At 34.7% G+C, this 25072-nt stretch carries 26 protein-coding genes and 1 pseudogene; 5 read left to right on the top strand and 22 right to left on the bottom strand.

Annotated features, from left to right (window positions below; all coding sequences use genetic code 11):
- Positions 1-14 precede the first annotated feature (14 nt).
- From AC6CHV_RS08260 to AC6CHV_RS08235, 6 genes and pseudogenes are all read right to left on the bottom strand, one after another.
- Positions 15-261 (bottom strand): annotated as a pseudogene (locus AC6CHV_RS08260) (IS1595 family transposase); the annotation flags it as partial.
- 156 nt (positions 262-417) lie between these two features.
- Positions 418-1065, bottom strand: a complete 648-nt coding sequence (locus AC6CHV_RS08255) for a TlpA disulfide reductase family protein (RefSeq protein WP_498078740.1) — start codon at positions 1063-1065, stop codon at positions 418-420.
- A gap of 15 nt (positions 1066-1080) precedes the next feature.
- The gene (locus AC6CHV_RS08250; protein WP_498078668.1) at positions 1081-1194 is read right to left on the bottom strand and encodes a peroxiredoxin family protein; all 114 of its coding nucleotides are present in this window, start codon (positions 1192-1194) and stop codon (positions 1081-1083) included.
- Between the two features lie 161 nt (positions 1195-1355).
- Positions 1356-2276 (bottom strand): 2-dehydropantoate 2-reductase, encoded by a 921-nt coding sequence (locus AC6CHV_RS08245; protein WP_498078667.1) that lies wholly within the window; start codon positions 2274-2276, stop codon positions 1356-1358.
- Between the two features lie 969 nt (positions 2277-3245).
- Positions 3246-3689, bottom strand: coding sequence for a carboxymuconolactone decarboxylase family protein (locus AC6CHV_RS08240; RefSeq protein ID WP_498078666.1), 444 nt, complete (start codon positions 3687-3689; stop codon positions 3246-3248).
- An 85-nt stretch (positions 3690-3774) separates the two neighbouring features.
- Complete coding sequence (locus AC6CHV_RS08235; protein ID WP_498078665.1) at positions 3775-4413, bottom strand: NAD(P)H-dependent oxidoreductase; 639 nt, start codon at positions 4411-4413, stop codon at positions 3775-3777.
- A 216-nt stretch (positions 4414-4629) separates the two neighbouring features.
- Between AC6CHV_RS08235 and AC6CHV_RS08230 the strand changes: the two genes are divergently transcribed.
- Complete coding sequence (locus AC6CHV_RS08230) at positions 4630-5121, top strand: Rrf2 family transcriptional regulator (RefSeq protein WP_498078664.1); 492 nt, start codon at positions 4630-4632, stop codon at positions 5119-5121.
- Between the two features lie 698 nt (positions 5122-5819).
- Here the strand turns inward: AC6CHV_RS08230 and msrA are convergent.
- The 7 genes from msrA to AC6CHV_RS08195 form a co-directional block, all read right to left on the bottom strand.
- The gene (gene msrA / locus AC6CHV_RS08225) at positions 5820-6773 is read right to left on the bottom strand and encodes a peptide-methionine (S)-S-oxide reductase MsrA (protein WP_498078663.1); all 954 of its coding nucleotides are present in this window, start codon (positions 6771-6773) and stop codon (positions 5820-5822) included.
- A 167-nt stretch (positions 6774-6940) separates the two neighbouring features.
- Entirely contained in the window at positions 6941-7384 is a 444-nt protein-coding gene (locus AC6CHV_RS08220) for a carboxymuconolactone decarboxylase family protein (protein ID WP_498078662.1), read from the bottom strand.
- Positions 7385-9021: 1637 nt separating this feature from the next.
- Entirely contained in the window at positions 9022-9978 is a 957-nt protein-coding gene (trxB, locus tag AC6CHV_RS08215) for a thioredoxin-disulfide reductase (RefSeq protein ID WP_498078661.1), read from the bottom strand.
- Positions 9979-10705: 727 nt separating this feature from the next.
- On the bottom strand, positions 10706-10858 hold the full coding sequence (locus AC6CHV_RS08210) for an FbpB family small basic protein (RefSeq protein ID WP_498078660.1): 153 nt from the start codon (positions 10856-10858) through the stop codon (positions 10706-10708).
- A gap of 247 nt (positions 10859-11105) precedes the next feature.
- Positions 11106-11888 carry a cyclase family protein gene (locus AC6CHV_RS08205; RefSeq protein ID WP_498078659.1) on the bottom strand — a complete coding sequence of 261 codons (783 nt, stop codon included), beginning with the start codon at positions 11886-11888 and terminating at the stop codon, positions 11106-11108.
- 962 nt (positions 11889-12850) lie between these two features.
- Positions 12851-13753 (bottom strand): NAD-dependent epimerase/dehydratase family protein, encoded by a 903-nt coding sequence (locus AC6CHV_RS08200; protein WP_498078658.1) that lies wholly within the window; start codon positions 13751-13753, stop codon positions 12851-12853.
- 30 nt (positions 13754-13783) lie between these two features.
- Positions 13784-14290: a redoxin domain-containing protein gene (locus AC6CHV_RS08195; protein ID WP_498078657.1), complete on the bottom strand. Its 507-nt coding sequence runs from the start codon at positions 14288-14290 to the stop codon at positions 13784-13786.
- 1060 nt (positions 14291-15350) lie between these two features.
- Here AC6CHV_RS08195 and AC6CHV_RS08190 point away from each other — a divergent pair.
- Entirely contained in the window at positions 15351-15977 is a 627-nt protein-coding gene (locus AC6CHV_RS08190) for a TetR family transcriptional regulator C-terminal domain-containing protein (protein WP_498078656.1), read from the top strand.
- A gap of 515 nt (positions 15978-16492) precedes the next feature.
- On the opposite strand, the gene AC6CHV_RS08185 is transcribed toward AC6CHV_RS08190, so the two are convergent.
- The 8 genes from AC6CHV_RS08185 to AC6CHV_RS08150 all read right to left on the bottom strand — a co-directional run bounded on the left by AC6CHV_RS08185 (position 16493) and on the right by AC6CHV_RS08150 (position 20734).
- On the bottom strand, positions 16493-16693 hold the full coding sequence (locus tag AC6CHV_RS08185; protein WP_498078655.1) for a hypothetical protein: 201 nt from the start codon (positions 16691-16693) through the stop codon (positions 16493-16495).
- A 312-nt stretch (positions 16694-17005) separates the two neighbouring features.
- On the bottom strand, positions 17006-17866 hold the full coding sequence (locus AC6CHV_RS08180) for a YetF domain-containing protein (protein ID WP_498078654.1): 861 nt from the start codon (positions 17864-17866) through the stop codon (positions 17006-17008).
- 23 nt (positions 17867-17889) lie between these two features.
- Positions 17890-18096, bottom strand: a complete 207-nt coding sequence (locus AC6CHV_RS08175) for a DUF1657 domain-containing protein (RefSeq protein WP_498078653.1) — start codon at positions 18094-18096, stop codon at positions 17890-17892.
- 15 nt (positions 18097-18111) lie between these two features.
- Positions 18112-18462 (bottom strand): stage V sporulation protein AE, encoded by a 351-nt coding sequence (spoVAE, locus tag AC6CHV_RS08170; RefSeq protein WP_498078652.1) that lies wholly within the window; start codon positions 18460-18462, stop codon positions 18112-18114.
- Positions 18459-19478 (bottom strand): stage V sporulation protein AD, encoded by a 1020-nt coding sequence (gene spoVAD, locus AC6CHV_RS08165; RefSeq protein WP_498078651.1) that lies wholly within the window; start codon positions 19476-19478, stop codon positions 18459-18461. The genes spoVAE and spoVAD overlap by 4 nt, the downstream gene beginning before the upstream one ends.
- Entirely contained in the window at positions 19478-19957 is a 480-nt protein-coding gene (gene spoVAC, locus AC6CHV_RS08160) for a stage V sporulation protein AC (protein ID WP_498078650.1), read from the bottom strand. Before spoVAC ends, spoVAD begins: the two co-directional genes overlap by 1 nt.
- A 19-nt stretch (positions 19958-19976) precedes the next feature.
- Entirely contained in the window at positions 19977-20450 is a 474-nt protein-coding gene (locus tag AC6CHV_RS08155; protein WP_498078649.1) for a YhcN/YlaJ family sporulation lipoprotein, read from the bottom strand.
- Between the two features lie 77 nt (positions 20451-20527).
- Positions 20528-20734, bottom strand: a complete 207-nt coding sequence (locus tag AC6CHV_RS08150) for a DUF1657 domain-containing protein (RefSeq protein ID WP_498078648.1) — start codon at positions 20732-20734, stop codon at positions 20528-20530.
- Between the two features lie 1024 nt (positions 20735-21758).
- Here AC6CHV_RS08150 and AC6CHV_RS08145 point away from each other — a divergent pair.
- The 3 genes from AC6CHV_RS08145 (at position 21759) to AC6CHV_RS08135 (ending at position 23672) form a co-directional block, all read left to right on the top strand.
- A complete protein-coding gene (locus AC6CHV_RS08145; protein ID WP_498078647.1) occupies positions 21759-22010 on the top strand; it encodes a GntR family transcriptional regulator in 252 nt (83 codons plus the stop codon).
- Between the two features lie 131 nt (positions 22011-22141).
- On the top strand, positions 22142-23173 hold the full coding sequence (gene pdxR, locus AC6CHV_RS08140; protein WP_498078646.1) for a MocR-like pyridoxine biosynthesis transcription factor PdxR: 1032 nt from the start codon (positions 22142-22144) through the stop codon (positions 23171-23173).
- 115 nt (positions 23174-23288) lie between these two features.
- Positions 23289-23672: a thioredoxin family protein gene (locus AC6CHV_RS08135; RefSeq protein WP_498078645.1), complete on the top strand. Its 384-nt coding sequence runs from the start codon at positions 23289-23291 to the stop codon at positions 23670-23672.
- A gap of 715 nt (positions 23673-24387) precedes the next feature.
- Here AC6CHV_RS08135 and AC6CHV_RS08130 read toward each other — a convergent pair.
- Positions 24388-25071 (bottom strand): cyclic nucleotide-binding domain-containing protein, encoded by a 684-nt coding sequence (locus AC6CHV_RS08130; RefSeq protein ID WP_498078644.1) that lies wholly within the window; start codon positions 25069-25071, stop codon positions 24388-24390.
- Between the last annotated feature and the right edge of the window lies 1 nt (position 25072).

Genomic DNA, 25072 nt, shown 5'->3' with positions numbered 1-25072 from the left:
AATTTACCTTTCATCTAATAGGTGTTTAAAACAGATAAGCGTATACTATAATAAGTATCGGTCATTCCAAATACAAATGACGATAATAGGAAATAATCTTAGATATTATGTTGTGTGGCTTTCGTTACTTAGACTATCTAAAAACAAGAACCCACGCTAGGTAGTTGTCAAGATACTTTGTAGCACACCTTTAAATCGGTCCATCTATTGTTTCATACGAAAGTGGAGACCATTTTCATTTTGGATATGATACAAGTCTTTACCTGAATTATCCATGATATTGTAGGATATTCGTTTAGACTATTATTAATTCATCCTTTCTATTGAAGAAAGTATGAAAATTCCATGAGTCAAAACTCATGGAATTTTTGAACTAGACATTTTGAATTATTAACATCTAAGTGTCACTTAATTTCGTTATTCATTATCAGCTTGTATAGTTCCAGGAATTACACAACCTTCAGCTTCACAATCTACACCATCTTTCAACTTACCCTCTTCTGACTTTTCCTTTTGCAGTTGCTTTTGTTGCCATTCAATATCGATTGTAGGAGAAAATTTTTCTGGGTAGCGAATATACCATCTTTGTTTTCTAATTAGAAAGTTATCTGTATCGAGAAGTAAAGCATCATCCAGCTCTTTTAACGCTTCTTCCTTTCTACCATTTTTAGCATATTCCATCCCAAGCTTAAATTTTGTTACCGAAAGTTGCTTTTCGATTTCAAGTGGTTTGTTTAATGGATTATAGTACTCATCATCTAATACAACTTGATCAACGGTTCCGTGAATTAGTTTTTCAACCGCTTCAACATGCCCTTTCTTACTCACATTAAATCCTTGTTTAATAAGACGAATGAACCCCTTTTTATCAATAAATATTCCATTTGGAACAACCTTAAAACCGAAATAATTGGCTAAAACATTTTCAGAATCTACCACTGTGGTAAACGACTTATCAGCAGCATATGGTTTTGCTACCTCTGCTCCTTGAATATCTACTGACACTGATAAGATTTCAAAATCTTGGCCCTTAAATTTTTCATAAAATACCTGCCAACCTGGCAGTTGTTCACGACATCGTCACCAGGATGCCCACATGAAGATTAGGGTATTCTTACCTTTAAAGTCACTAATTGATACGGATTTTCCATTTAAATCTGAAAGCGAAACATCTTTCATTTTAGTTAGTAACATTAAATCGTCTCCTTTTTTTAAGTTTACTAAGAAAAGGTCACATTCAATTATTCGGCTAATCTATTCCTCGTTGCTTACTTAACACTGTAGCCGCACACTTGTAATTTAAGATTAATCAATGTTCTTTAAAAAGTGACTTGCAATTTTATAAGTAAAGAAAATTATTTAATTAATTGTTTTTCATAAGCCCGTAAGTTTAAATAAATAATTTTCAATAAAGGCGTTTCAATTTGATATCTATTTGCGAGACTTAATAAGTATCCATGAATATGTTCTCCTTCAATCTGAGTTCCTCTTTCCATATCTCTAAGCATTGAGGACTTCATTGTCTCTGGAATTTCCATTATCTTCATTAACTGTATTTCCTCTATATTATTAGGTAGAGGTACTTCGTGAGCTTTCATTATGAGTCCAATCTCTAAAATAAGTTTATTGATTAACTCCCAACCGACTTTATCTTCTCTAATGAGCCCAATACTAGAACGAAATAGAGTAGTTATTCCTGAAAAGCATGCTATAAAGAAATATTTAACCCACATATCACTTATAATAGATTCACTAGTACGAATGGATGCTTTTGTATTTGAAAATACCTTCTCTATATATTTAACCCTATCTGAAGTTTGACCTGATAATTCTCCAAATACTAATTCATGAGAAGGGCTAGTTTGAACAATTACATTTTCCTTGTTGGTCGTAGATTCAATAAAGCATAAGCCACCCATCACATTATTGTTTGGGAAGGCATTTAATAGTATATCGAGATGTCTAATACCGTTTAATAAAGGAATTATTACCGTGTTTTTACCCACGAATCGTGTAATATCCTCGACAGCACTATCAAAATGATATGATTTAGTACTTACTAGAATTACATCAAATTCTTCAGGAAGAGCACTAGTAGTTATTGTTTTTGGAAAGATGTTTACGTTTCCATGGATACTTTGTATATTTACTCCATTTTCGTTAATTAACAATTGCTTGTTTTTTCTTACCAAAAATGTAACATCCACTCCGCTTTCAAATAATCTTGTTCCAAAGTAACCCCCTACTGCTCCAGCACCCACAACTAATACTTTCATTAGATACACGCCTCCATTCATCAAATTAGTTTAATATTGACTCAAATCTTAGTCCAAATGAAAGGGTTTTCAGAAATTTAAGTAAATCAAAAATTTAGGTTAACGCCCTGAACTCTTCCCTTCCATCCTTTTTTATATTCCAAAATTAGATCCAGCACCTCTATGGTTCCCTGGAGGTAGAATTAGTTGATTTGATTTAAATACTTCATTTCTTACAATCTATAAATATAAAAATACATTTTTATAAACAAAAGAATTTTTACTCTGAATAAACATCAATTTTTTTGGAATGAACAATCCAAAATTAAACGTAATAAAAGTATATAATATTTTTTAGATGGTATCAATTGATTTATGTTTAATAATAGGTGTCTTTCATCTTCAAAGTATATATGATAATCTTCGTTTTCCAATAGGTGTATTTGAAGCTATACATACCGAATCTTGAACAACAAAAAATTTAGATTAAAGAAATTTCAGAACTGTCCAACGGTCCTCGAAATGTATTCAAAACCTAAATGAAGAACAACTACTTTCTCAATATCGTCTAGACGATTGGTCAGTTCATCAATCAGTACATAATATGGTTGAATGCTAGTAAACTTATCATATTACGAAGCACAACGTTATGAGTGGCATGGCAGACATCATATTGCAAAAATCCAAACAAATGTTACGACACGTATGGGATGGTAAAGCAACTTTTCTTCTAAAGCGAGTTCCAACTTAAGGACATTATTAAGAAATAATAAAATTTGCAAACAAAAAAGGCTATATTAAACCCCTGATATCCTGCTCAGCGAAAAAAAAGGGGTTTAATTTCTATAAAATGTCTAAACTCACAAAGTTTCCAATATGTTGACGGTACTCCTTCGTTAGGTAAATATGTTAAAAAATCTAAAACATTTTCATCAGGATACTTTTTTCTAAAATCGGAAACAAGCACTATAAATTGTTCATTGAGAGTTGCTATTTTTCAGTTGCTGTATTCCCCATTGCAATAGAAGTTCTATTCCAACTGTTGATTTGATTAATTATTAGAATAAGGTCAACATATTGTTTTTCATCAAAATGTTCACGTACTCGTTGATAAATCTCATCTGGCACACGTTTTGTTGGGATTAGTGTCACGTATTCTGACAACTCGAGTGCTACTTTTTCTGCGTCTGAATAAAATGTACACTCTCTCCAGGCACTAATACAATATATTCGTTGTTCTGTTTCTCCCATTTTTCTAGCATCTGCCGTGTGCATGTTAATACAGAATGCACAACCATTTATTTGAGAAGCCCGAATTTTTATAAGTTCACGAAGTTTACGGTCTATACTTGTTGTTTTCGTATATTTCTCCATTTCCATCATGATTTTAAGTGCTTCTGGTGCTACATTGTAATAATCGATTCGTTGTTCCATTTATAATTACCTCCTTAAAAATGTTTAGTTTACTCTGCATTTTATACCTATCCCTTTCATTCAAAAGATCGCTGATTTTTCTAGTTTAGAAAGATTGTGAGTTAATATTACCTACTAATTCTTTTTCAGCCGCTTTCATTATTTCTTCTTTGTCGTTTGTAGACATGTCTAAGCCTTGGGCACGTATTAATTTCATTTGGTTAATTCCCATCATGTGCAGTACTCCGCGCATATATTGTGGCGCAATATCCAAATTTACATATCGGTAATTCGTATCATATTCACTTCCACTCGTGAGGATAAAAGTGACCTTGGTAGTTTCATCTGACATTAACCCAATTGAACCAGTTTCAGTATATTTGAATGTTTCTCCTGCGGTTAGAATATTATCCAGATAGTCTTTAAACTTTGCAGGCACGTTCCAATTATGCAACGGCATGTAAATATAAATATAATCGGCTGATTTCCATTGCTTAATTAATTTATATTGTGTTTCATGACTCTTTAATCGTTCAGCAGACATTTCTTTAGGATTCGTAACATTTAAAGTATCCGCAGTAATTTGCGGGATAAAATTATTTGGATCATAAATATTTAATACTTCAATTGTTCCTTGACCCTTTAATTTTTTTTGTAAAGTTTTTAAACCAACATCTGCTAAACGGTTTGCTGCTCTTTCTTGATTATTGTAATCAGGATGAGCCATAAGCTGTAAAATGTTCATTGTTCCACCTCTATTATTTTGATTATTACTAGCCCTCTTAAACAGAGAATAATTCAAGACTAAATTAATCGTCGATTAACATAGTCCATAATAAACACTATAATTATTTTTGTCAATTGAACAAACTTTACCAAGGAGGTTTCATTTATTTGACTAGTACTCTAAATCCTCCTAAGATACAATTTATATTCCTTAATCCAAAGTAGGTGAATTTATATGCAATATAGTGTTGGAGTCGAATATGCTTTACATTGTTTGGTTTATTTAATTGATGTTCCATCCAATGAAAGTGTTGGAATAAAGGACTTGGCAGAGTTCCAAGGACTTTCTGAGACATTTCTATCAAAGGTTTTTAGTAAGTTATCTAAGGCAAGAATTGTAAGTTCTGTCCCTGGTGTAAAGGGAGGATATAGGTTATCTAAGTCCCCTGAAGATATTTCCTTTTGGGATGTAGTTGAAGCAGTTGAAGGTCCTAAGCCCATTTTTCAATGTAAAAATATTAAAGAAAATGGTTATTTGTACAGAGAAGGCTGCTGTTCAGCTCCCTCTTTTTGTACCATCAATTTAGTTATGCTCTCTGCGGAAGAAAAAATGCGTGATGAATTACGTAGTAAAACTCTTTCATGGTTAAATGAAGAACTTAATCGTGTCTTGCCCAAACAAATACGTGAAGATACTCGGAAATTTTTTTCGAAAAGTAGCATATAAAAATACTCTCTAAATTTCTTATATAGGTATTTAGAGAGTATTTTGATCCTATGGAAACATTCCTTCGATTATCCATTCATAATCATAACTATATCTGAACTTCTCTGCCTCGTTCGTTTTATGAGATCAGCCAGATATTTCTAGTTTATTATTTTTTGTATGGTTTTATTATTTCAGTAGCTAGGGTAAAACGTATTGTAACGCAAAGCAGATTATAACAAATAAAATGACGTATTAATTTGGCGGCATAACCTAAACGCTAACAAAAAGCGGGTTATGAACAAAGTTAAAAATATATAAATGCGAATATTGTACAAATTGCCCATTAAAACAACGATATACAAACGCAAATGGTGGTAACCAGGTTCACTGAGAAACCATTTTGAAAAATTGAAAGTGAAGGCGAAGGTAGAGAAACAGCCTTGAATGTGAGGAGAAGGCAATTATCTATTTTCAGCGTGAATTTGAGATAGAAAGTGCATTAGATCATATCTCATGTAAACGGTCGTACCGCAGAGTTTCTCTGAGAGGGGGCGAGTTTGAGATTGTACATTAGCACACTATCTATTGAAGGTAGAAGGCATCCGCATAATCACTTTCAACAATCAAACTCCAATAAAAAAGCAGCGAGAGGAAAACATATATTTTTTCTCTCACTGCTTTACTATTTTAGGGATTTTTTAGAACCCCTCTAATTTCTATCGGAACAAACTAAGATATTCCCCGTACCCTTCTTCCTGCAGTTTATCTTTGGGAATAAATTTGAGGGCCGCAGAGTTGATACAATATCGAGACCCACCTTTATCGGTTGGTCCATCATCAAATACGTGTCCTAAATGAGAATCTGCCGTAGCACTTCTGACCTCAATACGTCTCATCCCATGGGACGTATCTAGTTTTTCGAGAACTTCTTGATGCTTGATGGGCTTTGTGAAGCTCGGCCATCCACATCCAGAGTCAAATTTGTCCAATGAACTAAACAAAGGTTTTCCAGAAACGATATCTACATAAATTCCTTCTTCCTTATTATCCCAGAATTCATTTTGGAAGGGTGGTTCCGTACCGTTCTCTTGTGTCACACGGTGCTGCATAGGAGTAAGCTTCTTTATGTTTTCTCCATGAAGTTTCTTCCAGTTTTCCCGGATAAATCCCGCTCGTCCTGATCCTTCTTTGTAAAGATTATAATGAAAAGAATTTTTTTTATAATAATTCTGATGGTATTCTTCTGCTGGATAAAACACAGATGCCTCTTTGACTTCCGTCACGATAGGTTTGGAAAACCTTTTGCTTTCTTCTAATTTCTGTTTAGATTCTTCGGCAAGGCGTTTTTGCTCCTCTGTATGATAAAAAATCACCGTTTTATAGGATTCTCCTCGATCTCCGAACTGACCATGAGCATCGGTAGGGTCAATTTGCTGCCAAAAAAGTTCTAACAGCTTCTCATACGGAAAAACGGCCGGGTCGAACGTAATTTGAACTGCCTCATAATGACCCGTTGTGTTTGAGCATACTTCATCATAGGTTGGGTTCTCTTTATGCCCACCTGTATAGCCTGAAACTACTTTTATAATGCCTGGTAACTCATCGAAGGGTTGAACCATACACCAAAAACATCCACCAGCAAACGTAGCTAATTCATCATTAGTTGACATAAACGAACCTCCAGTATAGTAAATTTTTGTCTTTTAAAATGTTGAATACCGTGCATCTTGAACCTGTTTTTCTTTAGTTTTTGAATTCTTTCGTCAGACTCTGCAAATTGAAAAAATGCATTAAGAATATCAGAAACAAATACTATGAAGAGGCTCTCTGAGAGTTATTATTTTTCAATTGCTGTTTGCCCCATTGCAATAGCAATTCTATTCCAAGTGTTAATTTGATTAATTATTAAAACAAGATTGACATACTGTTTTTCATCATAGTGTTTACGAACTCGTTGATAAAGCTCATCTGGCACACGTTTTGTCGGGATTAACGTTATGTGCTCTGTCAACTCTAGTGCTACTTTCTCTGCTTCTGTGTAGAATTCACATTCTTCCCAAGCACTTATACAATATACTCTCTCTTCTGTTTCACCCATCTTCAGAACATCTGTAGTGTGCATATACATACAAAGTGGACAGCCGTTAATTTGAGAAGCACGAAGTCTAATAAGTTCACGGAGTTTACGGTCTATACCTGTAGTTGCCGTATACTTATCCATTTTCCCAATAATGTTAAATGCGTCTGATGCTACATTGTAATAATCAATTCTTTGTGACAATTGCATTTCCTCCTAAAAGTTTATTTATTCAATAAATAATTGATTTGAAATCAGATCTTATTGACATTATTTAAAAACCAAATTCGATATCATCTGCTATTTTTCCTTAAGTTGTACAAAAATCACATTAGAATATCTTAAGGAACGTTTGTGACAAACATTTCCTCTTCCTAAATGAATTTCTCTTTTATTATCTCGTTTCAATTTCCAGATCTTTGTATTGGCCATTCCATTTAAATTAACCTTAATATTTTTTGGATTGTCCGCTCCATTTTTTGAAGAAGATTATCCATCTTATATGATTACCTGAATCAATGTGCTTATTCTCTTTTGTGTTAGATTAGAAAAAAGTGAAAAAATAACATGATTCCTTCCAGCAGTTTATTAATGCCTTTAATTTAAACCATCATTTTAGAATGATTTGAGTCTGCAAAGTATTTTCGACACTTGTCTTCTTACTAGGAGATAAGTTCTCTCCATACCAGAGGCACTCTTTAACCAAGTTAATGCGTCAATGAGAATTTGAAGTTTATTGCTCCTTTGTAAATCATCGATATCGTACTACTATTTATCTTAAGAGGTACAAAGATTTTCCCTTGTACACCCTCAGGTACTATGGTTAAAAACATTTCTTTCTTTGAATCAACCCCTCTTTTAATAACGTCATTTCACCTCGATATATTTTTTTGAAGTGTTAACTCCATCTTCTGAAGAAGATAATCCGCCATGGCCAAGTGTTTGGTTGCGTTCCGGAACCGATCCTCTTTTTCTGAAGGTCCTCTATCAATTCAGTGATCTTAAACTACGCTTCCATTGTGAATTATCCTTAAACTGTTGTTTGGCCACTTCCATCTATTCGGATAAATTTACCTTGCTAATTGTTTTATAACCTCCAATATAGATGATAGCTCGATTATAATTGTAAAAACTCCGGATAACTGTAAGGTAGCTTACAGTTATCCATTTTTTAATTGAAATTGTGTAAACGGGAGATCAATGTATATAGATGAAAGATGCAGATTTTATTGACACGTTAATCGTTAATTAAACATCCAAGCACCTATAAGTTATCAATCAATAATATTTTATCTTAGATAGCAGGTCCTCAAGGGGATCTCTTTGAGGTCATTACCCTAAAGTATGCATCTGTGGTATATAGCTTTCTAAAAAGCAATCAAATATTTTCCTAATTTACCTGTACCATAAATAAAGTCCTATTTAGATAAGCCAGAATTTTTTTAGAACTAAAATAGAGATAAGAATGAGTATAAAGAAGGTGGTTATAGTCATTCTGTGATATACCCATGTCAGTGCAAAAGAACAGAACTACGAAATATAACTGGAAGCAAACAGAATTTTGGGGTAGAAAAAGATTTATCAATAAATATGACAGAATCTCGAATAAATCAGCCGAATCACGAGGAATTAATGAAAGTATTGTGGTGTGCAGATAGAGTGAGCACAAATATAGTGAATTGCATTTCCAACTCTATATACCTAATAGAACTGAGCGAATTGATTGTTGATATGGATGTCCGCTTTGTGTCGATTACCGTTAACAATGTTTCCTCCACAACGGTGGTAAAATCTTATAAATAATAAAAACATCTCTTCTGATTCGAAGAGATGTTCGTTTCTTATTTAGCTTTTAATTTTTCCATGAGTTCTTCTACATAATGCTGGGCATTTTGTGCAGCAATGCTACCATCACCAGTTGCGGTTACAATTTGACGTATTGTTTTTTCACGAACATCCCCTGCAGCGAAGATACCGTCTACCTTTGTTTCCATACGTTCATTTGTCTCAATGTAGCCCATTGAATTCGTGATTCCGAGTTCCCTAAATGGTGCTGTTAATGGAACCATTCCGACATAGACAAAGACACCGTGAATAGTAAACTCTTTTTCAGCACCATTTACCGTCGATACAAGCGTCACTGACCCTACTTTCCCATTTTGTTCATTAATGGTTTTTACGGCTGTATTAAACATAACCTCAATTTTTTCATTATCAAACGCACGTTGTTGTAGAATATTCTGTGCTCTGAATTCATCACGTCGATGAACAATTGTCACTTTATTTGCAAAACGAGTTAAGTACACACTCTCTTCAACAGCAGAGTCTCCTCCCCCCACTACAACCAGTTCCTTGTCTTTAAAAAAGGCTCCATCACAAATTGCACAATAAGATACACCACGTCCGGCTAGCTCCTTTTCGCCAGGTACCCCCAGCTTTTTATGCTCAGCGCCAGTTGTAATGATCACTGCGCGAGCTTTATATTCCTTTAAAGTAGTTTTGACCGTTTTATATTCTACACCATCTACAATGCCTTTAATATCCCCGTATGCATATTCAGCGCCAAATTTCTTCGCATGCTCAAACATCTTGGTAGAAAGCTCAGAACCGAAAATACGATCAAATCCAGGATAATTTTCAATCTCTTCTGTATTTACCATTTGTCCACCAGGTAATCCCCTTTCAATCATTAAAGTTGAAAGGTTGGCACGAGATGCATAAACCGCTGCTGTCATACCAGCTGGTCCTGCTCCTATAATAATCACATCAAAGATTTTTTCATTAGTCATCTTATTCATCTCCTTTTTCATTTAAGCAACTTTGAAAGCCTCTATGAATTGTTATCTTACTTCAGAATATAAACTAACTTGAAACATAAAAATGTTAGAAGGCTTACATTAAAGATGTTTTTATAAACAAAGATATATATATTTTGCTTGTTTTATATACAAATTGGTTAAAACGCCAAGAGTCACCTATTGAAAAATAGCTAGAAGAAAAGATTAAGGAAAATTTATTGAATGCCAAGAAAAACTTAAGCGATCTTATGGTAACAGCGTCCTATAAAGACTTATACAATATCGCCTATCATGTTAGCCGTAGAAAATGATAATTAACTCGTAAACAGCTACCATTAAAAAGCGAAAAACAGAATGTAAAAGGATTCTCCCGCATAGCAATCAGGGTCCCCAATATACATCCCGCTAATATGACAACCTACTAAAAAAATCACAATTGAAAGCCGGCACTTCCACAATATAATTCGTGTTTATAATCAGCAACGTTTCCAGAAGAAATTAAAAAACCTGAGTCGATTTAAATACAGGACCCAGGTTGCATTATTGAGCTTTTTCATTACCGTCTACTTCCCAGAGGTCATTTCATTGTGCTCGACCCCTTTTCTTGAATTTCATCAATCATCATTATTTTGAAGAGTCCTCATATACTTCAAATATTGATTAAAAGATCAAGTTCTTAATTATTTTACGTGACATTTTTTTCAAGTCTTCAGGAGTTAGCCAAACACTACTTGTTATTTTCATTTGTTTCCTCCCCTTCTCCTGCAATTTTTTTCTCTAGTTTCTCATCAATCCGTTCTAGCTCTTTGTTATCATTTAGTATTTGTTTTTTATTTTGAGAAACTAATTCCTCAAATGAAATCCTTGGTCTATTTCTCATTCATTTACCCTCATTCCCCATTTAACCATGTGTTTACGATATTTTGACTTTCCTTGCTTAACCACTAATCCATCCCAAAAAGAAAAGTAATCCACCCTTACTCTAAATTTTGTAAAACTTTTTATATTAGAATTTTAGAATTATTAAAATAGAAGCAAAACTCACATTTTAATAAAAGTTTGATTAAATAAAGCAATTCTCAATAAGACCTGATAAAAAGAGGAAAATCTGCATCCATAAATCTATTTTACTCTTCCAGTATAGCTACAACCCGAGCCCAACCAGCACTTGCCTTTTCGATGTTAACTGGAAACGCCGATACCTTAAAGCCGTATGGTTTGGGTAGTTGATCCAAGTTGGTTAGTTTTTCAATCTGTAAATATTCTTTTTCTCGTCCATATAGGTGAGCCTCCCAAAACTGAGTTTTCCCCTCCAATGCTTCTTTTGCTAATACGTTAAAGGGTCTATCTATTCCCCAAGCATCAATTCCTATCAATTTTATTCCATGATTCACTAACCATTCAGTCGAAGATCGTATCAAACCCGGATGCTGGAAATCATATCCTTTATTCTTAAAATATTTCGAAGCATCCGTGCGGATCAGTACAATATCAAAGGGTTTAAGTGTATATTCAATTCGGCTAAGTTCAGCTTGTAAATCATCAATCGTAATGGCATCCCCAGGTTGCTTATGAGTCATACACAGCACAACACCATCTCCATAACACCAAGAAAGTGGTACCTCATCAATAGTTCGTGCTGGTTTTCCACTTTCCATAGTCGATCCATAATGGTAAGGAGCATCAATATGAGTTCCACTGTGTGTCGAAAGCGTAACTTCTTCTACCGCCCATCCCTCTCCTTTTGGCCAATACTCCTCCTTAAGCCCTAGAAACCTCTTGGTAGTACTTATCGCTTGTTTATGAGAGGAGTACTTGATTTTATGGGAATTAGGCTCGAATTCTGATGTACTATTTTTCAACTTATCACTCAAATCAATTAGCGTAAAACTTTTCCCATTTCTTTCCACTATTTCTTTCGTTATGTCGCTCCTTATTTTTACTCAGATAAAAAACTACCGTCGAGATCAATTGTCCAGCCAATTTAAATCCAGAAAACCTCCGAAACGTCTTACAACGCTCTTGATACCAACCGAAATCAGCTTTTTAGTTTCTTCTCTCCTCAATCTATTTATTGATATATCATTGTTAACACTTGTTTTTTAAACCCAGATACAAATACCTTGACTATAAAATTCCGTTATCTAATTTCATCATTATCGTCTTGGAACCTGTTTCGCCTCCTACTCTGCTGCCGTATAGTTCACTAATATGAGGTAGTGCCAGTGATTCTGACACTACCTCAATTAGGTGATAAATTTAATTTATTCAAGCATTAGGTATGTATTTTTCGTAATCTCCAGCTCTTGCTTTTCATTTATCAAGTATTTTAAGCAAAACCGCTTTACTATTGAAAATCGTTACTGCTAAGCTACTCACATGGATTTCAATTAATTTGGTTAGTATTATAGATTAAATATTGAAAAAATTGAATTTAAAGTGGATCGTACGGTGTTCTCATGGGTAGTAGTCACTGGACGGGTCCGAAAAAATGCTAATACACACTTCAGGAATAAATCGTCCTTATATTCACTTATAATAATGGAAACAAATAACGGCTTTTTGAAAAAATAAATGAATGATGAATTTTAGTGATTCTATCCCCTTAATTGTATTAGAGTTTTTTTAAAATGTATTATGGATTGTAATGACTGGATCAGCAGCCAGTTTACCTCTAACAATCCTGGCAGTCATTAAAGTTCTTCTGTCTCACATTAATTAATGCTATTCCCTGGAAACAAACTCATTATATCTTGGTTTATGCGCTTGGTGAAGAATGGCCACAGGAAAATTAGGATACGTATCTTCCTTCAAATCAAACATGAGGACATTACCTACGGCACAATACTATGAAAATGATGATGATATAGCCCTATAGTTTGATCCCAAGCCTTTCGACACTTTGTTCAACCATCAATGGAATTACCTTTCGAATATCTGGAAATTCGTATCCAAACGAACTTGCTTTTGCATTTGATATTTTCCAGGTATATGGAAACATGGCATAAGGCGACAAAGTTGCTACGTCACGACCGGGGCGACCGACATGAAACTCAGGAGAGATACCCAACATTTTACCAATTTCACGACTAAGCTCCTGGATACTAAGGTATCCGCTGTTTCCAGCATTAATCGGACCCTTATAATCTGACTTCACACCCATCACCCTGAGGAAGTCCGCAATATCCCATGCTGTCACATATGTAATAGCGTGTTCTGATTCAAAAACACCAATTGATTTCCTATTTGCCACATGTTCAACATAGAAATCGAATCGCCCCGTATAGTCGTCGTTCCCCGACACCACCATCGCTACACGAACAGCTACCACCGGAAATGGAGCATTTTGAAACAAATATGCCTCAGCCTGACGTTTTCCTTCATCATATGCATAATCGTCAGTATCCAGATTAACTTTGTAGTCTTCCGGTATGAAATCGCTTTCTGTTATTTCACTATCTTTATGACCATAGACTGCCATACTCGAAGTAAAGACATAACGTTTTATCCGGTTTCCAAACGCTTCAATAGCGATTTGGGCTTCTCTCGAATTAAAACAAATTTGGTCATAAACTACATCATAGTACAGGTCTGCAAAGGCTTCTTTCATTGTACTCCGTTCTGTACGATCAATTTTAATCCTTTTTACCTTTTCCCCAAAATCATCTGAAGTTTGGCCACGAGTAGCAATGGTTACCTCATGCCCATCCTCAAGTAATAACTCGACTAAGCGACGACCAAAAAATCTTGTACCACCCATAACAAGAATTTCCATAAAGTCCCTTCCTTCATATTCATCCTATTGTTAAGCTTTAAGTTTCTTTTTGATCCATTGAACTATTTTTCGGAGCTCTGTTGTCGATGGTCGACCAAATGGGCTTGTTTGCTTTTGTTGATAAAGCAGGACGCCCTCTTCATCTGTTAAGAAGTATGCGGGTTCGCCGTGTGCCCCATGGTCCTCATAGAGATTATTATCATTATGGTAAAAGACATCATAAGCTTTTAATACGTTTAAATCCTCATCAAACAGAACTGGGAATGTAAGATTATGTTTTTTGACTAATTGGTTCAAATTATCAAGATTATCTGTAGAAACAACTGTAAAATACACCCTTTTATCTTCAAAATAACCTTTGTTTTTCTCTATTTCTATTAGATCTTCCACACATACAGGACACCAAGAACCTCTAAAATAGATGACAAAGTGCCAGCCTTTATTATCATCACGAAAAGATTCGAAATCATAATGGTAACCGGACGTAGAGGGAAGTTCAAAGTTAGGAACTTTATCTCCTAAACTAAATCTATTCACAAATATTCCTCCTAAGGCAATTAATATATAAGTGAAATAAAGGTATTCTTAATATGAAGACATTAGTTAAACTGCTATTGTCGAATCCAAATTATGCATTTTTTCAAAGCTCCTTCACATTATCAATGATTTCCTCCGGTTTTATACCATACTTAGCCCTGGTTTCCGTGTGCCTTAATAACAAATCCTGAAAGGTTTAATTCCTCTATCGTACTGGGACACAGAATTATATGGACTTGGAAGAGTAATAACTATCAATTAAGCAATAAACTTTTGGACATCAGACGTCTTTAAGACAACTAAACTCTTCTCAAGCTCTACATACATAGGCACTTGACCGTACGGGTTCAACATAGTAAACTTCTTAGTTTCTTCCCCTTCCTTGAAACCGAATTCAATAGTTTACTATCACTTCCGCCTGAAGCGTAGCAAAAATCGCATTGCATTTTAAACCAATGACTATGTTATCGACATTGTTTTATCATTTTTTTGGAATAAACACTCCATTTTAACAGAATGATCATATCAATATTTTTTTGGAGTGTCAACTCCATTTTGTTGAAAAGAAAGCCCACCATTGGCAAGGGTTCGACCCCGTTAGCTGAGTTCATGTGCCACTCGTATCATGCGGATCCTCTTTTCCCAAGAAGTTTTACCTACTGTAGCAGAGATTCCTTAGTCAAAATAGATATCTTTTTGGCTAGTAAACCCAAAAATACTGTATTTTATATGAAGTTAGTGTTCCTGTATCAAGGGTTGTAGTTTCCATACTATCAATTCCATTCTCTCGCTCCACGTTTACTGATACTTCTATTCTCGCAAGTCGGGACCTTCACCAATGATTCCTACAAAATTTGTCACTCAAATAAAATTGAATAGAATTCATTCATAGATTACAAGACCCCCAGTTATTAATTACTTAACTTAGAATTCATTAAAAGATACGATTTCGGAATTTTTTCTCGTCTATTTCCTTTTTAAGAGTCCCAATCTTTTGTTTCAATACCATTTAATAAAATTTTTTGGTTTGTAAAACCTATTTTTTTGCTATACTTATTATATGAGAAAACTAAATGAAACTAGGAAATCAAATCATCGGCTAACGAAAAAGGGTGAAGAGACTCGCTCTCGAATCGTTTCTACTGCAGCCAAACTGATGTTTGAGAAAGGCGTTTCAGGTACAAGCGTAGAGGATGTGCAAAAAGAGGCTCAAGTCAGTGCGTCCCAACTATACCATTATTTTAAGGATAAGAGAGAGCTGGTAATAGCGGTAATTATTTATCAGACTGAGAAAGTCCTTAGTACCCAAGAATCATTTGTTCAACTTGACAGTATAGAAGCTTTAAAAACTTGGCGCGATGCAATTGTTCAACTTCAAATTAAAAAGCAATGTCGGGGTGGATGTCCGATTGGCTCGCTTGCCAGTGAGTTGTCAGACGTTGAGCCGGATGCGCGTTTCGAACTTGAAGCAGCATTTATGAAGTGGGAGAACTTTATTCGAAAAGGGCTACGCATGATGCAGGAACGTGGTGAACTAAGCACCAAAGCAAACCCAGACGAGCTTGCTCTTGCGTTGCTGACCACACTTCAAGGAGGACTTCTTCTTACACAGGTTCGAAAAGATACACTCCCCCTTGAAGTAGGATTGGACAGTATGCTAGCATATATCAGCTCATTCATCATTTGATACGGCGGTATGATCAAACTTTACCCAATTGAACAAGGTAGTATAGTAATTTATTATGCTAATAAACTATCCATCATGAAAGGAGATTTAATTCTTTTCCTCTATTAAAAAAAATCGTCCCGAGACACTAACCTACGACTGTACTGCACCGTAAATGTTAGGCACTAAATAACTATACGGGGTATTTTTCATGACCGAATTTAAGCTGAATAAAAGTTAAAGATTGTTTTAACGTAATTAGGCAGAAGTCGTCCATCCTATATAGGTGGGTGATGAATTCCGTTCGGTCAACTAACTTAGCTCCAGCTATGTTAGTTGACCGACTGTTATAATCAGTCTTAATAAAATTACAAGACAAAGCTGAATAGTATGGACGTGAAATTATCAAATTAGATAAATGGTTCCCATCTAGTCAGGCATGTTCTGATTGAAGACATAAAGTCAGCAAGAAATCTCTCAAAATTCCAGAATGTACTTGTCCTATTTGTCATGCTCACCATGTTCATTGTTACAGATTAATTTATTTTGTTCCAAATCCTGTCCAGATTTAAAGGCACATGTATTTTATCCCCGTGTATTTCTCTATGTATAATAGGAGTTTTAAAATATTGATCATAGTTTTCCATCTCTTTTTTTGACCTCGCACTCTGTATTCCTTCAAATAAAGTCTCAAATCCTGCATCGATTTTCGTTTGATTATAATTTTGTTGAGGCATTAGTTTCTCTCCTTATATATCTCATTAAAATTTGTTCCTTCTATATAATCACCAGATTTTTTTCGTTTATTATTTAAATGTGTTATTTTTCATAATTTCTTGGTTTGTAGACTGCCCACTTTGTATCAATTGAATATATCAAAAACAATTAGGCTACCACATTCCAATAATAGGGTATATGGGAGCCTAGAGGATGTTTTATTATCTAAAATACAGATGTCAGTCTAAATTTCATTTTATATTTGATGCCTAATATACCCAATAATTATTTTATTCAAAAGTGCACACTTGATTATTATGGAGAGTATTCTTCTAGCTCTTTAAGAAGGGAGTCAATTTATCAATCGCCATTTGTAGTTTTTCGCTATTTTTGCTATATGTCTGCTTTGCCTCTTCTGACTCAGTAGATAAACAAAATAATTCTAAATCTGCCTGACATTTTTTTAAAGTAGCAAGAAGTAATGGTTTTTCCTGTGGGGACGGCACACTGATCTTATCATCGTATAGATCGACTGTCAGTTGTCCATAAGTATCCACTTGTCCTAGGAATACATTTTCAATGCTGACTCCAATCTTATCTAGTTCCGTTTCAAGCCAATTCTGACTGTGTCCAGATGAAGATAATGGTTCATGCATGATTTCCCCGTCCATAATAACCGTTTGCGATTCTTTAATCGGGGCTACAGCAAGATTGAGGACTTTCGCAGTTATAGGTTGATTTTCCTTTTTTAATAATACACTAAGGCTTCCATCAGTCTCTAATACTGCGAACTCAACATCAGCTACCTGAAATACATCCTTATTCCGTAGTTTTGCTAATAATTCATCAATCGTGTATTTTTCTTTTTTTAAGTTATCCTCCATTATCTTGCCATCCTTTATAAAAACAGTTCCTTTTCCCTCAGCAAAGTCCCTTACGATTTTACTCTTTAAAGAAACAATACCTACGATAAATGGAACGGCAAACCAGACGCCCATGCCTATTAAACCATGGCTGATTTTTTTATCCAACCCTGTAGCCACCTCTGCAGCAATACTGCCTATTGTGATTCCATTAATATATTCGAAAAATGACAGCTGGGATATTTGCTTTTTTCCCAACCACTTGGTTAATAAGAATAACACAATTAGTAAAACCAACGATCTTCCAGCAATACCTAACCAATCTGGCATGATAGTAACTCCTTACTATTAAATTAAAAACCTTTATATTGTTCTTCCTCTCGTTCTATTTCACCGACTCGTTTTTTTAAATCATCTTTAATTTCATCCATGATCATCATTGTTTCATGAAAAGTTCGTTTCGCTTGTTTGTCTTGTGTTCGTAAAGCCAAGCTTGAAAGCTGAGCTTCAATACTTTTTATACTTGATAAACATTGTTTCACTTGAGATCCAACAGTCATCTTACATATTCTCCTTTATCCCTTTGGCTTGAAAAATATTGCGCCGATCATCCCGAAAATGATGGCAGCAGATATACCAGCACTTGTAACTTCAAACATTCCAGTTACTACTCCGACAAGTCCATGTTGTTCGCCTTCAGCCATTGCACCATGCACAAGGGAATTTCCAAAACTTGTAATCGGGACAGTCGCTCCGGCACCAGCAAAATCAATAAACGGTTCATATAAACCAAACCCATCCAAAAGTGCTCCAATTACTACAAATGTGCATAATGTATGAGCTGGTGTTAGTTTAAACACATCAAACATTATTTGACCAATTACACAAATAAGGCCACCAATAACAAACGCCCAAAAAAATATCATAGTTGTTCTTCACCTCCATTTTCAATTGACACCGCATGAGCAATACACGGAATTGATTCGTTTTGCTGAAACGTAAGCGGAGAAAGTAAAGCACCCGTTGCAACAACCAAGACCCGATTTAATTCTCCTCTTTTCATTCGATTTAAGATATGTCCGTATACGACTGTAGCAGAACAACCAGCACCACTGGCACCTGCAAGTACAGGCTGCCCTTCTCGATAAATGATGAGGCCACAATCCTTAAAATGGTCATCCTTAATTGGAGTACCATGTTTTTTAAATAAATCTAGTGAAACCTCTCGACCTATATGACCAAGATCCCCTGTCACAATTAAATCATAATATGATGGGTCAACTTTTCGTTCTTTTAAATGTGCCTCTATTGTATCAACAGCAGCAGGAGCCATTGCACCACCCATATTAAATGGGTCTGTCAACCCCATATCTATAATTCTACCGATGGTTGCCGATGTTATACGGGGACCTGATCCTGAAGAACTAATTAAAGCCACACCTGCACCTGTAACCGTCCATTGTGCTGTTGGTGGTTTTTGTCCACCGTACTCGGTTGGATAACGAAATTGCTTTTCAACGGCTGCATTATGACTAGAAGCGCCAGTCAATATGTATTTCGCTCCGTTATAATTGACAATAAAGGCCGATAACGCTAACCCTTCCATTGAAGTTGAGCAAGCGCCAAACAATCCTAGGTATGGACTTCCTAGTGTTCTAGTCGCAAAGCTCGTTGGGGTGATTTGATTAACAAGGTCACCACCAAGAAAAAACTGAATCTGTTCTTTTTGTAAATTGGCTTTTTCAATTGCTTTTTGACATGCTTCTTCTAGCAAAACCTGATGTGCTTTTTCAAACGAATCTTGATTTAGCCAAATCTCACCATGAATCAAGTCAAAATCTTGTGGAATGCTCCCTTTCCCTTCAAATGGCCCGACGACAGTTCCAGATGAAAGAATGACAGGTTTTTGTTCGAAAATCCAAGTCCGATGACCAGTCAGCATTACAATCCTCCCCACGTAATAAGAATTGTCTTAATGGTAGCGATAATAAAGGCTGAAAATACACCAAAGAGAATAACTGAACCTGCTAATTTAAACATATTTCCACCTACACCTAGTACAAATCCCTCTGTACGATGTTCAATCGCTGCTGAAATTACCGCATTTCCAAATCCAGTAACAGGAACTGCCGATCCTGCACCACCAAATTGGGCAATCCGATCATAGACACCAAAACCCGTTAAGAGCATAGAAAGGAAGATCATAACAGCTACTGTTGGATTTCCGGCAGTTTGCTCAGTAAAATCAAAATTATAAATAAAAAACGTTTGGATTGCCTGACCAATTAGACAAAAAACACCTCCGACACAAAAAGCCTTTATACAATTTTGGAGGATGGGACGCTTCACTTCACGTTCATCTTGAAATGCTTGGTACTCCTGTTGAACAGGGGTCAATTTTTTCTTTTGATTATTTGACATGTCTCCTACCCTTCCTTCATTATGCTTTTTCCTTCATAAGGCTTTTGATTTTGTCAAATTCTTTTTTTAAAGCTTTCATTTTTGTTTTATCTTTATGTAACTTTTTTTCTAATTCTTCCAATTCCAAATATATTTTTGAATCAGTAGATACGAGTATTTTATAATCTGTATATTTTTTTTCTAAATCTGATTTAACTTTCTTTTCAATCTCTTTTAATCGAAATCTGTCAAAATTATCGACCCTTATTGCTAATAATAGCTCCTTATCTGTATTTACAGCCTTTGCACTCGAAATCTCTTCTCTTTTTATTACCCTTTCTTTTACTTGGTTAGCAATAGATTGATCAATTGGCTTGCTTGTATGTACCATTACGATATTCGATTTATCATTGTCATTGGCATGCTGATTATGATTTCCGGCACACCCTGAGCTTAATCCGATAGCTGTTACTAATAAAAAAGAAATTTTCAGTTTAGTTTTTATGTCCTTCATGAAATCACCTCATGCTTTATCCATTATCGGAAGCCAAAAGGTTGGTTTGCATCCAACCAACCCTTTGGCTTATCTAATTATTGTTGTTTATATTGAGGTTCCTCTTGCTCGATTTGTTGAACACGCGGTTCAATGCTGTCTACAACTACCTGGGTTTGTTTTGCAGCATCTTGGTAAAGTTTCTTTGCTTGTTTATTATCTGTACCAAGTGCAAAGGTTTCAAGGCTTGCCTGTGCACTTTTCAGTCCTGCTAGAGTTGTCTTAACATCATTTATAACTGTCATATTCGGATCCCTCTTTCTTTTATTTGATAACTTACGAATTGTATTATTATTTTTTTCCATTAAGTTTATGCAAAGATAGGACTGGCTTTTATTGGAATACAGAATATTATAAATGTAGAAAAATAGGTAGATTTATTTAAGAAATGTTTGCTAAATAAGGGTTATCGATTAACTTTCCAATACTTTGAAGAATGTTTAGAATGAATAAGATGGATTTAATAGAAAGGATGAATCTAATGCATGAAATATATTGGAATATCCTATTGATTGTAAGTACCTTTTCTTAGCTTTTCCCATTTTTTTATTTTTATGGGTTTTATTAAAGTGAACGTACTTGATATTGTTGCTTGCATACTTGTTTATGATTGAGTTCTAAGCTTTTTAAAGATAGCTCCATTTGTGGCAGAACAAAAATAAAAAACGCTATGAAATACTTTTGGATGATATAATCTCATTATTTTTAGACATATTAGAAGATAAAAGCTCTAAAAAAGGTATTTCGGAGATGTTTATATCTCAATTTTGCAATTGTATTACGTTAAATAATTTCAAATTCAAATATGGAGTATAGATAAGAGATAACCTATCAATTCATAGATTATGAAAGAGCAATAATTAATCCTCATCGACTTAATAGTCATAAGAATATAATATTACTCTCGAAAAAGGGATATAAAGGGTAAGCAAGAAAAATCGCTGAAAATGAAGACTATACAAAAATGTGTATTATCCTTTTAAACCAATTCATTTAACAAGCTGAAAAAGGAACTATCAGTAGAGGTCATTTTCAATTTCCTGGTGTTTCATTGTGGCTTTGTTTCACCAACGATTGCTTTACCGTCAAAACATTGTAGCTTCATTACAAATTCACAATTATGTAAACAATACTTTATATTGTATTCACTTAGACTCAAGCTTCTTCATTCTGATAATTAAATAAAATAAGGTAATCTAATTAAAAAAGGATATTTTTATATGAGTAGAATCAATAATTTTAATAAAATTTATTCTGGAGTGATAATAGATGTTTGAAATATTAATTAAAGATGCACAAAATACACCTGTTTATCTTACCCTCTATCGGCACATTCGAGACGCTATTCGAAAAGGTGAAATAACTAATGGTATGCGCCTGCCATCTATAAGATCATTACAATCGCAACTAAATATCAGTAAAACACCGATTGAAACAGCGTTTCAAATGTTAATCGCTGAAGGACACGTAATTAGCAAACCACGTTCCGGTTTTTATGCAATAAAACAACAATCTGTATAGCCTACCAAACAATATGAACTGTCTCCAGAACAAGAAACTAACTATCCACCTATGGAATCAAAGCCCATAATTGATTTTAATCCTTCTGCTTTAAACCATATTGTTTTCCTTTTCGAACCTGGAATAAGATGTTGAAAGAGGCTCTTGAAAATTTTTCGATGGATATTGGGAAATATGGTGATCTTCAGGGAGAATCTAAACTTCGCACATTACTAGCAGACTACTTATTTAATGCGAGAGGCGTTCACTGTACAACCGAACAAATTATTATTGGCAGTGGCATGGCAGATAGTATCCGAATACTTTGCCATCTGTTTAATGATAATTCCCGAATAGCATTCGAAGAACCAGGATATAACCTGGTACGTCAACAATTTATCTTGAATGGCTTCGAAGTATTACCTATCCAAGTACAGGAAAAAGGGATTTTAGTTGACGAAATAGAAGGTAGCTCCGCAAATCTTGCCTATATCACTCCATCACACCAGTTTCCCACAGGATGTATTATGCCATTTTCCGAAAGAGAACATTTGTTAAAGTGGGCAATGAATAATAATGCATTTATTATCGAAGATGATTATGACGGGGAGTTCAAATATATTGGTAATCCTATCCCTTCTCTACAAAGTTTAGACGAATATGACAGAGTGATATATATTGGCACTTTCTCCAAAGTATTATCACCATCTTTACGAATGAATTACATGGTACTACCCCATGGGTTATTGACAAAATTGAAGGAAATTTCCTATCAATTCACATCAGCCCCTTCACGAGTCACCCAGTGGGCAATGATTTCTTTCATAGAACAAGGACATTGGTATCGGCATATCCGTAAGGTACGTAAATTATATCGTAAAAAACACCATAAATTAATTGAACTAATTCAGGAAAATTTTCATAATCACTTAAAAATTACTGGTCAAAATGCCGGCCTTCATATACAAATCACGGTTAACAAGAATCAATCCATAGACACCCTAATATCATCAGCTGCTAAAGAGGGAATAACCGTCTATGACTATAAAGACATGTGGATGAACATAAAGACTGATCCTCTACCAAGATTGTATTTAGGGTTCGCTAGTATGAGTGAGGAGGACATGGAAAAAGGGATAAAATTATTAAAGAAAGCTTGGATTCCATTTCTTCTTACACAGTAATCATTATGCGAAACTGACTATTTAAATAGAACTAAACTGACCATTTATAAATGGTCAGTTTAGTTCTATTATTTGTGTGTTAAATGTTATTTTTTTTGAAAGGGCGAAGCTAAAGATGAACAAATCAATAAATCTAAAACATAAATTTGGGCTTGGAATAACTCCTCAACAGTTTATTGACAGTATGCTAAATCGAGTAATGGAGCGAAGTAAAATCTTAGATACGCGGAATCAATTTTTGTACAACTATGAAAATTTCTCATGGGAGAATCTAACGGATGACTTGTTTTTTAATAATTTTCGTAATCCCAAAGGACTTCATTGCTTAATACTTTGTACCGATTGGTGCCCAGACGTTATTTGGAATGTCCCGGTTCTTTTCAGGGTAATGGAACATTGCAATATTCCTACTAAAGTATTATTAATGGAAGAACACTTGGAAACTATGGACCTTTTTTTGACTGATGGGGTACGTAATCACCGATTGCTGTCATACTAGATAAAGACGGTAATGTTTTGGGTAGATGGGGAGCCCGTCCTGCTTATATTCAAGCCGTAATGGATAGATTTAAAGATTCTAATCCTGACAAGATAGCTCCTGATTATCAAGAGAAAATAGGAAAGGTTTATGGAGAAATAGGAGACTTGTATCATTCGGGGAATCACTATCAGAAAGTTCTATTACAGGAATTAACTGTGCTTTTTTCGTCTATAAATATCTTGGATAAGTTTTAATAATTGTAAAGGAAAGAAAGACAAAATGAAGATGAATTTTCCTAAATATTATCCTTTTGTATGTTGAATACAAGTACGGATTATGTATATACAAGAGATAGCGTTAAGCGCTTTTACTGAAACAGCAAGGCCCATAATAACTGGAAGGCACCAACAATTTTGGCAACCGATAATTTGAAATAATAGACAAATCACCCTCAGTACCCGTTCCAAATAATGCGATTACGACTAGTGACTTATAAAAGTTATTTTTTATATTGGAATAGTCTCACCAGTAACCCATCAATTTGTAATATTTTGTGCGATACGTTGATGTCGTATAGAAAAAAACGAAACGCGAGATAATTAAAGAATTTACACGCCAAAATAGAGAAAGAAAGGTGAATTTGAGAGCCCTCAAATTCACCTTTCTCTCACTTTGAAGCTGGTTTATATACTAGCCTCTTTCTTTATGAACATAATATGAAAGTGGGGATCGATTATGCCTCTTCTACACCATACAGTTCCTTAACCAATGCTGTATTTATTTTTAACGGCTTTCTTGTAATGACTTGTTCCCTTTCTAATTCTCCTAATAATAAACTAACGGTTTCTCTTGATGACCCAATCATACTTGCGATATCATGCTGAGTAATTTTGACCTCAACAGTTTGCCATTCTCCACTTCTTACACCAAAACGGTTACTTAACTGCATAAAAAGTAAGAGAATTCGATATTTAACATCTTGATAAGCAATACTTTCTGTTATTTGGTACATTTCTTTTAACTTCGAAGTCAATATGGTGATAAGTTTTAACGAAATATCAGGATTTTGACGAAGAAACTCTTCAAAACGCTCCTTTGTTAGTGTACAAATAAAGGAGTCAACCATCGTTTCTGCATATATGTCAGATTCTGTTAAGGAAAAACTAGAAGTTTCTCCAAAGACATTACCTTGACTTAAAAGATCAACTGTGAATTCCTTTCCAGTTGAAGATATCTTATATAAACGAACCTGTCCTTTTTTCAAGAAAAATAGTGACCGTATTTGTTGAGTCGGACTTAATATAATTGTACCTTTTTTAATAGGAGCTGTTACCATCACTCCGCCTATTTTCTTTAATTCCTCTTCCGGTAACTCATCTAGTAAATTTATTTGTGAAAGAAGTCTAAGTTTATCCATA

The organism is Ferdinandcohnia sp. GQ5 (assembly GCF_059759275.1).
Note: the sequence above shows the minus strand (reverse complement) of the source record. Positions and strands in the feature narration are given on the sequence as shown.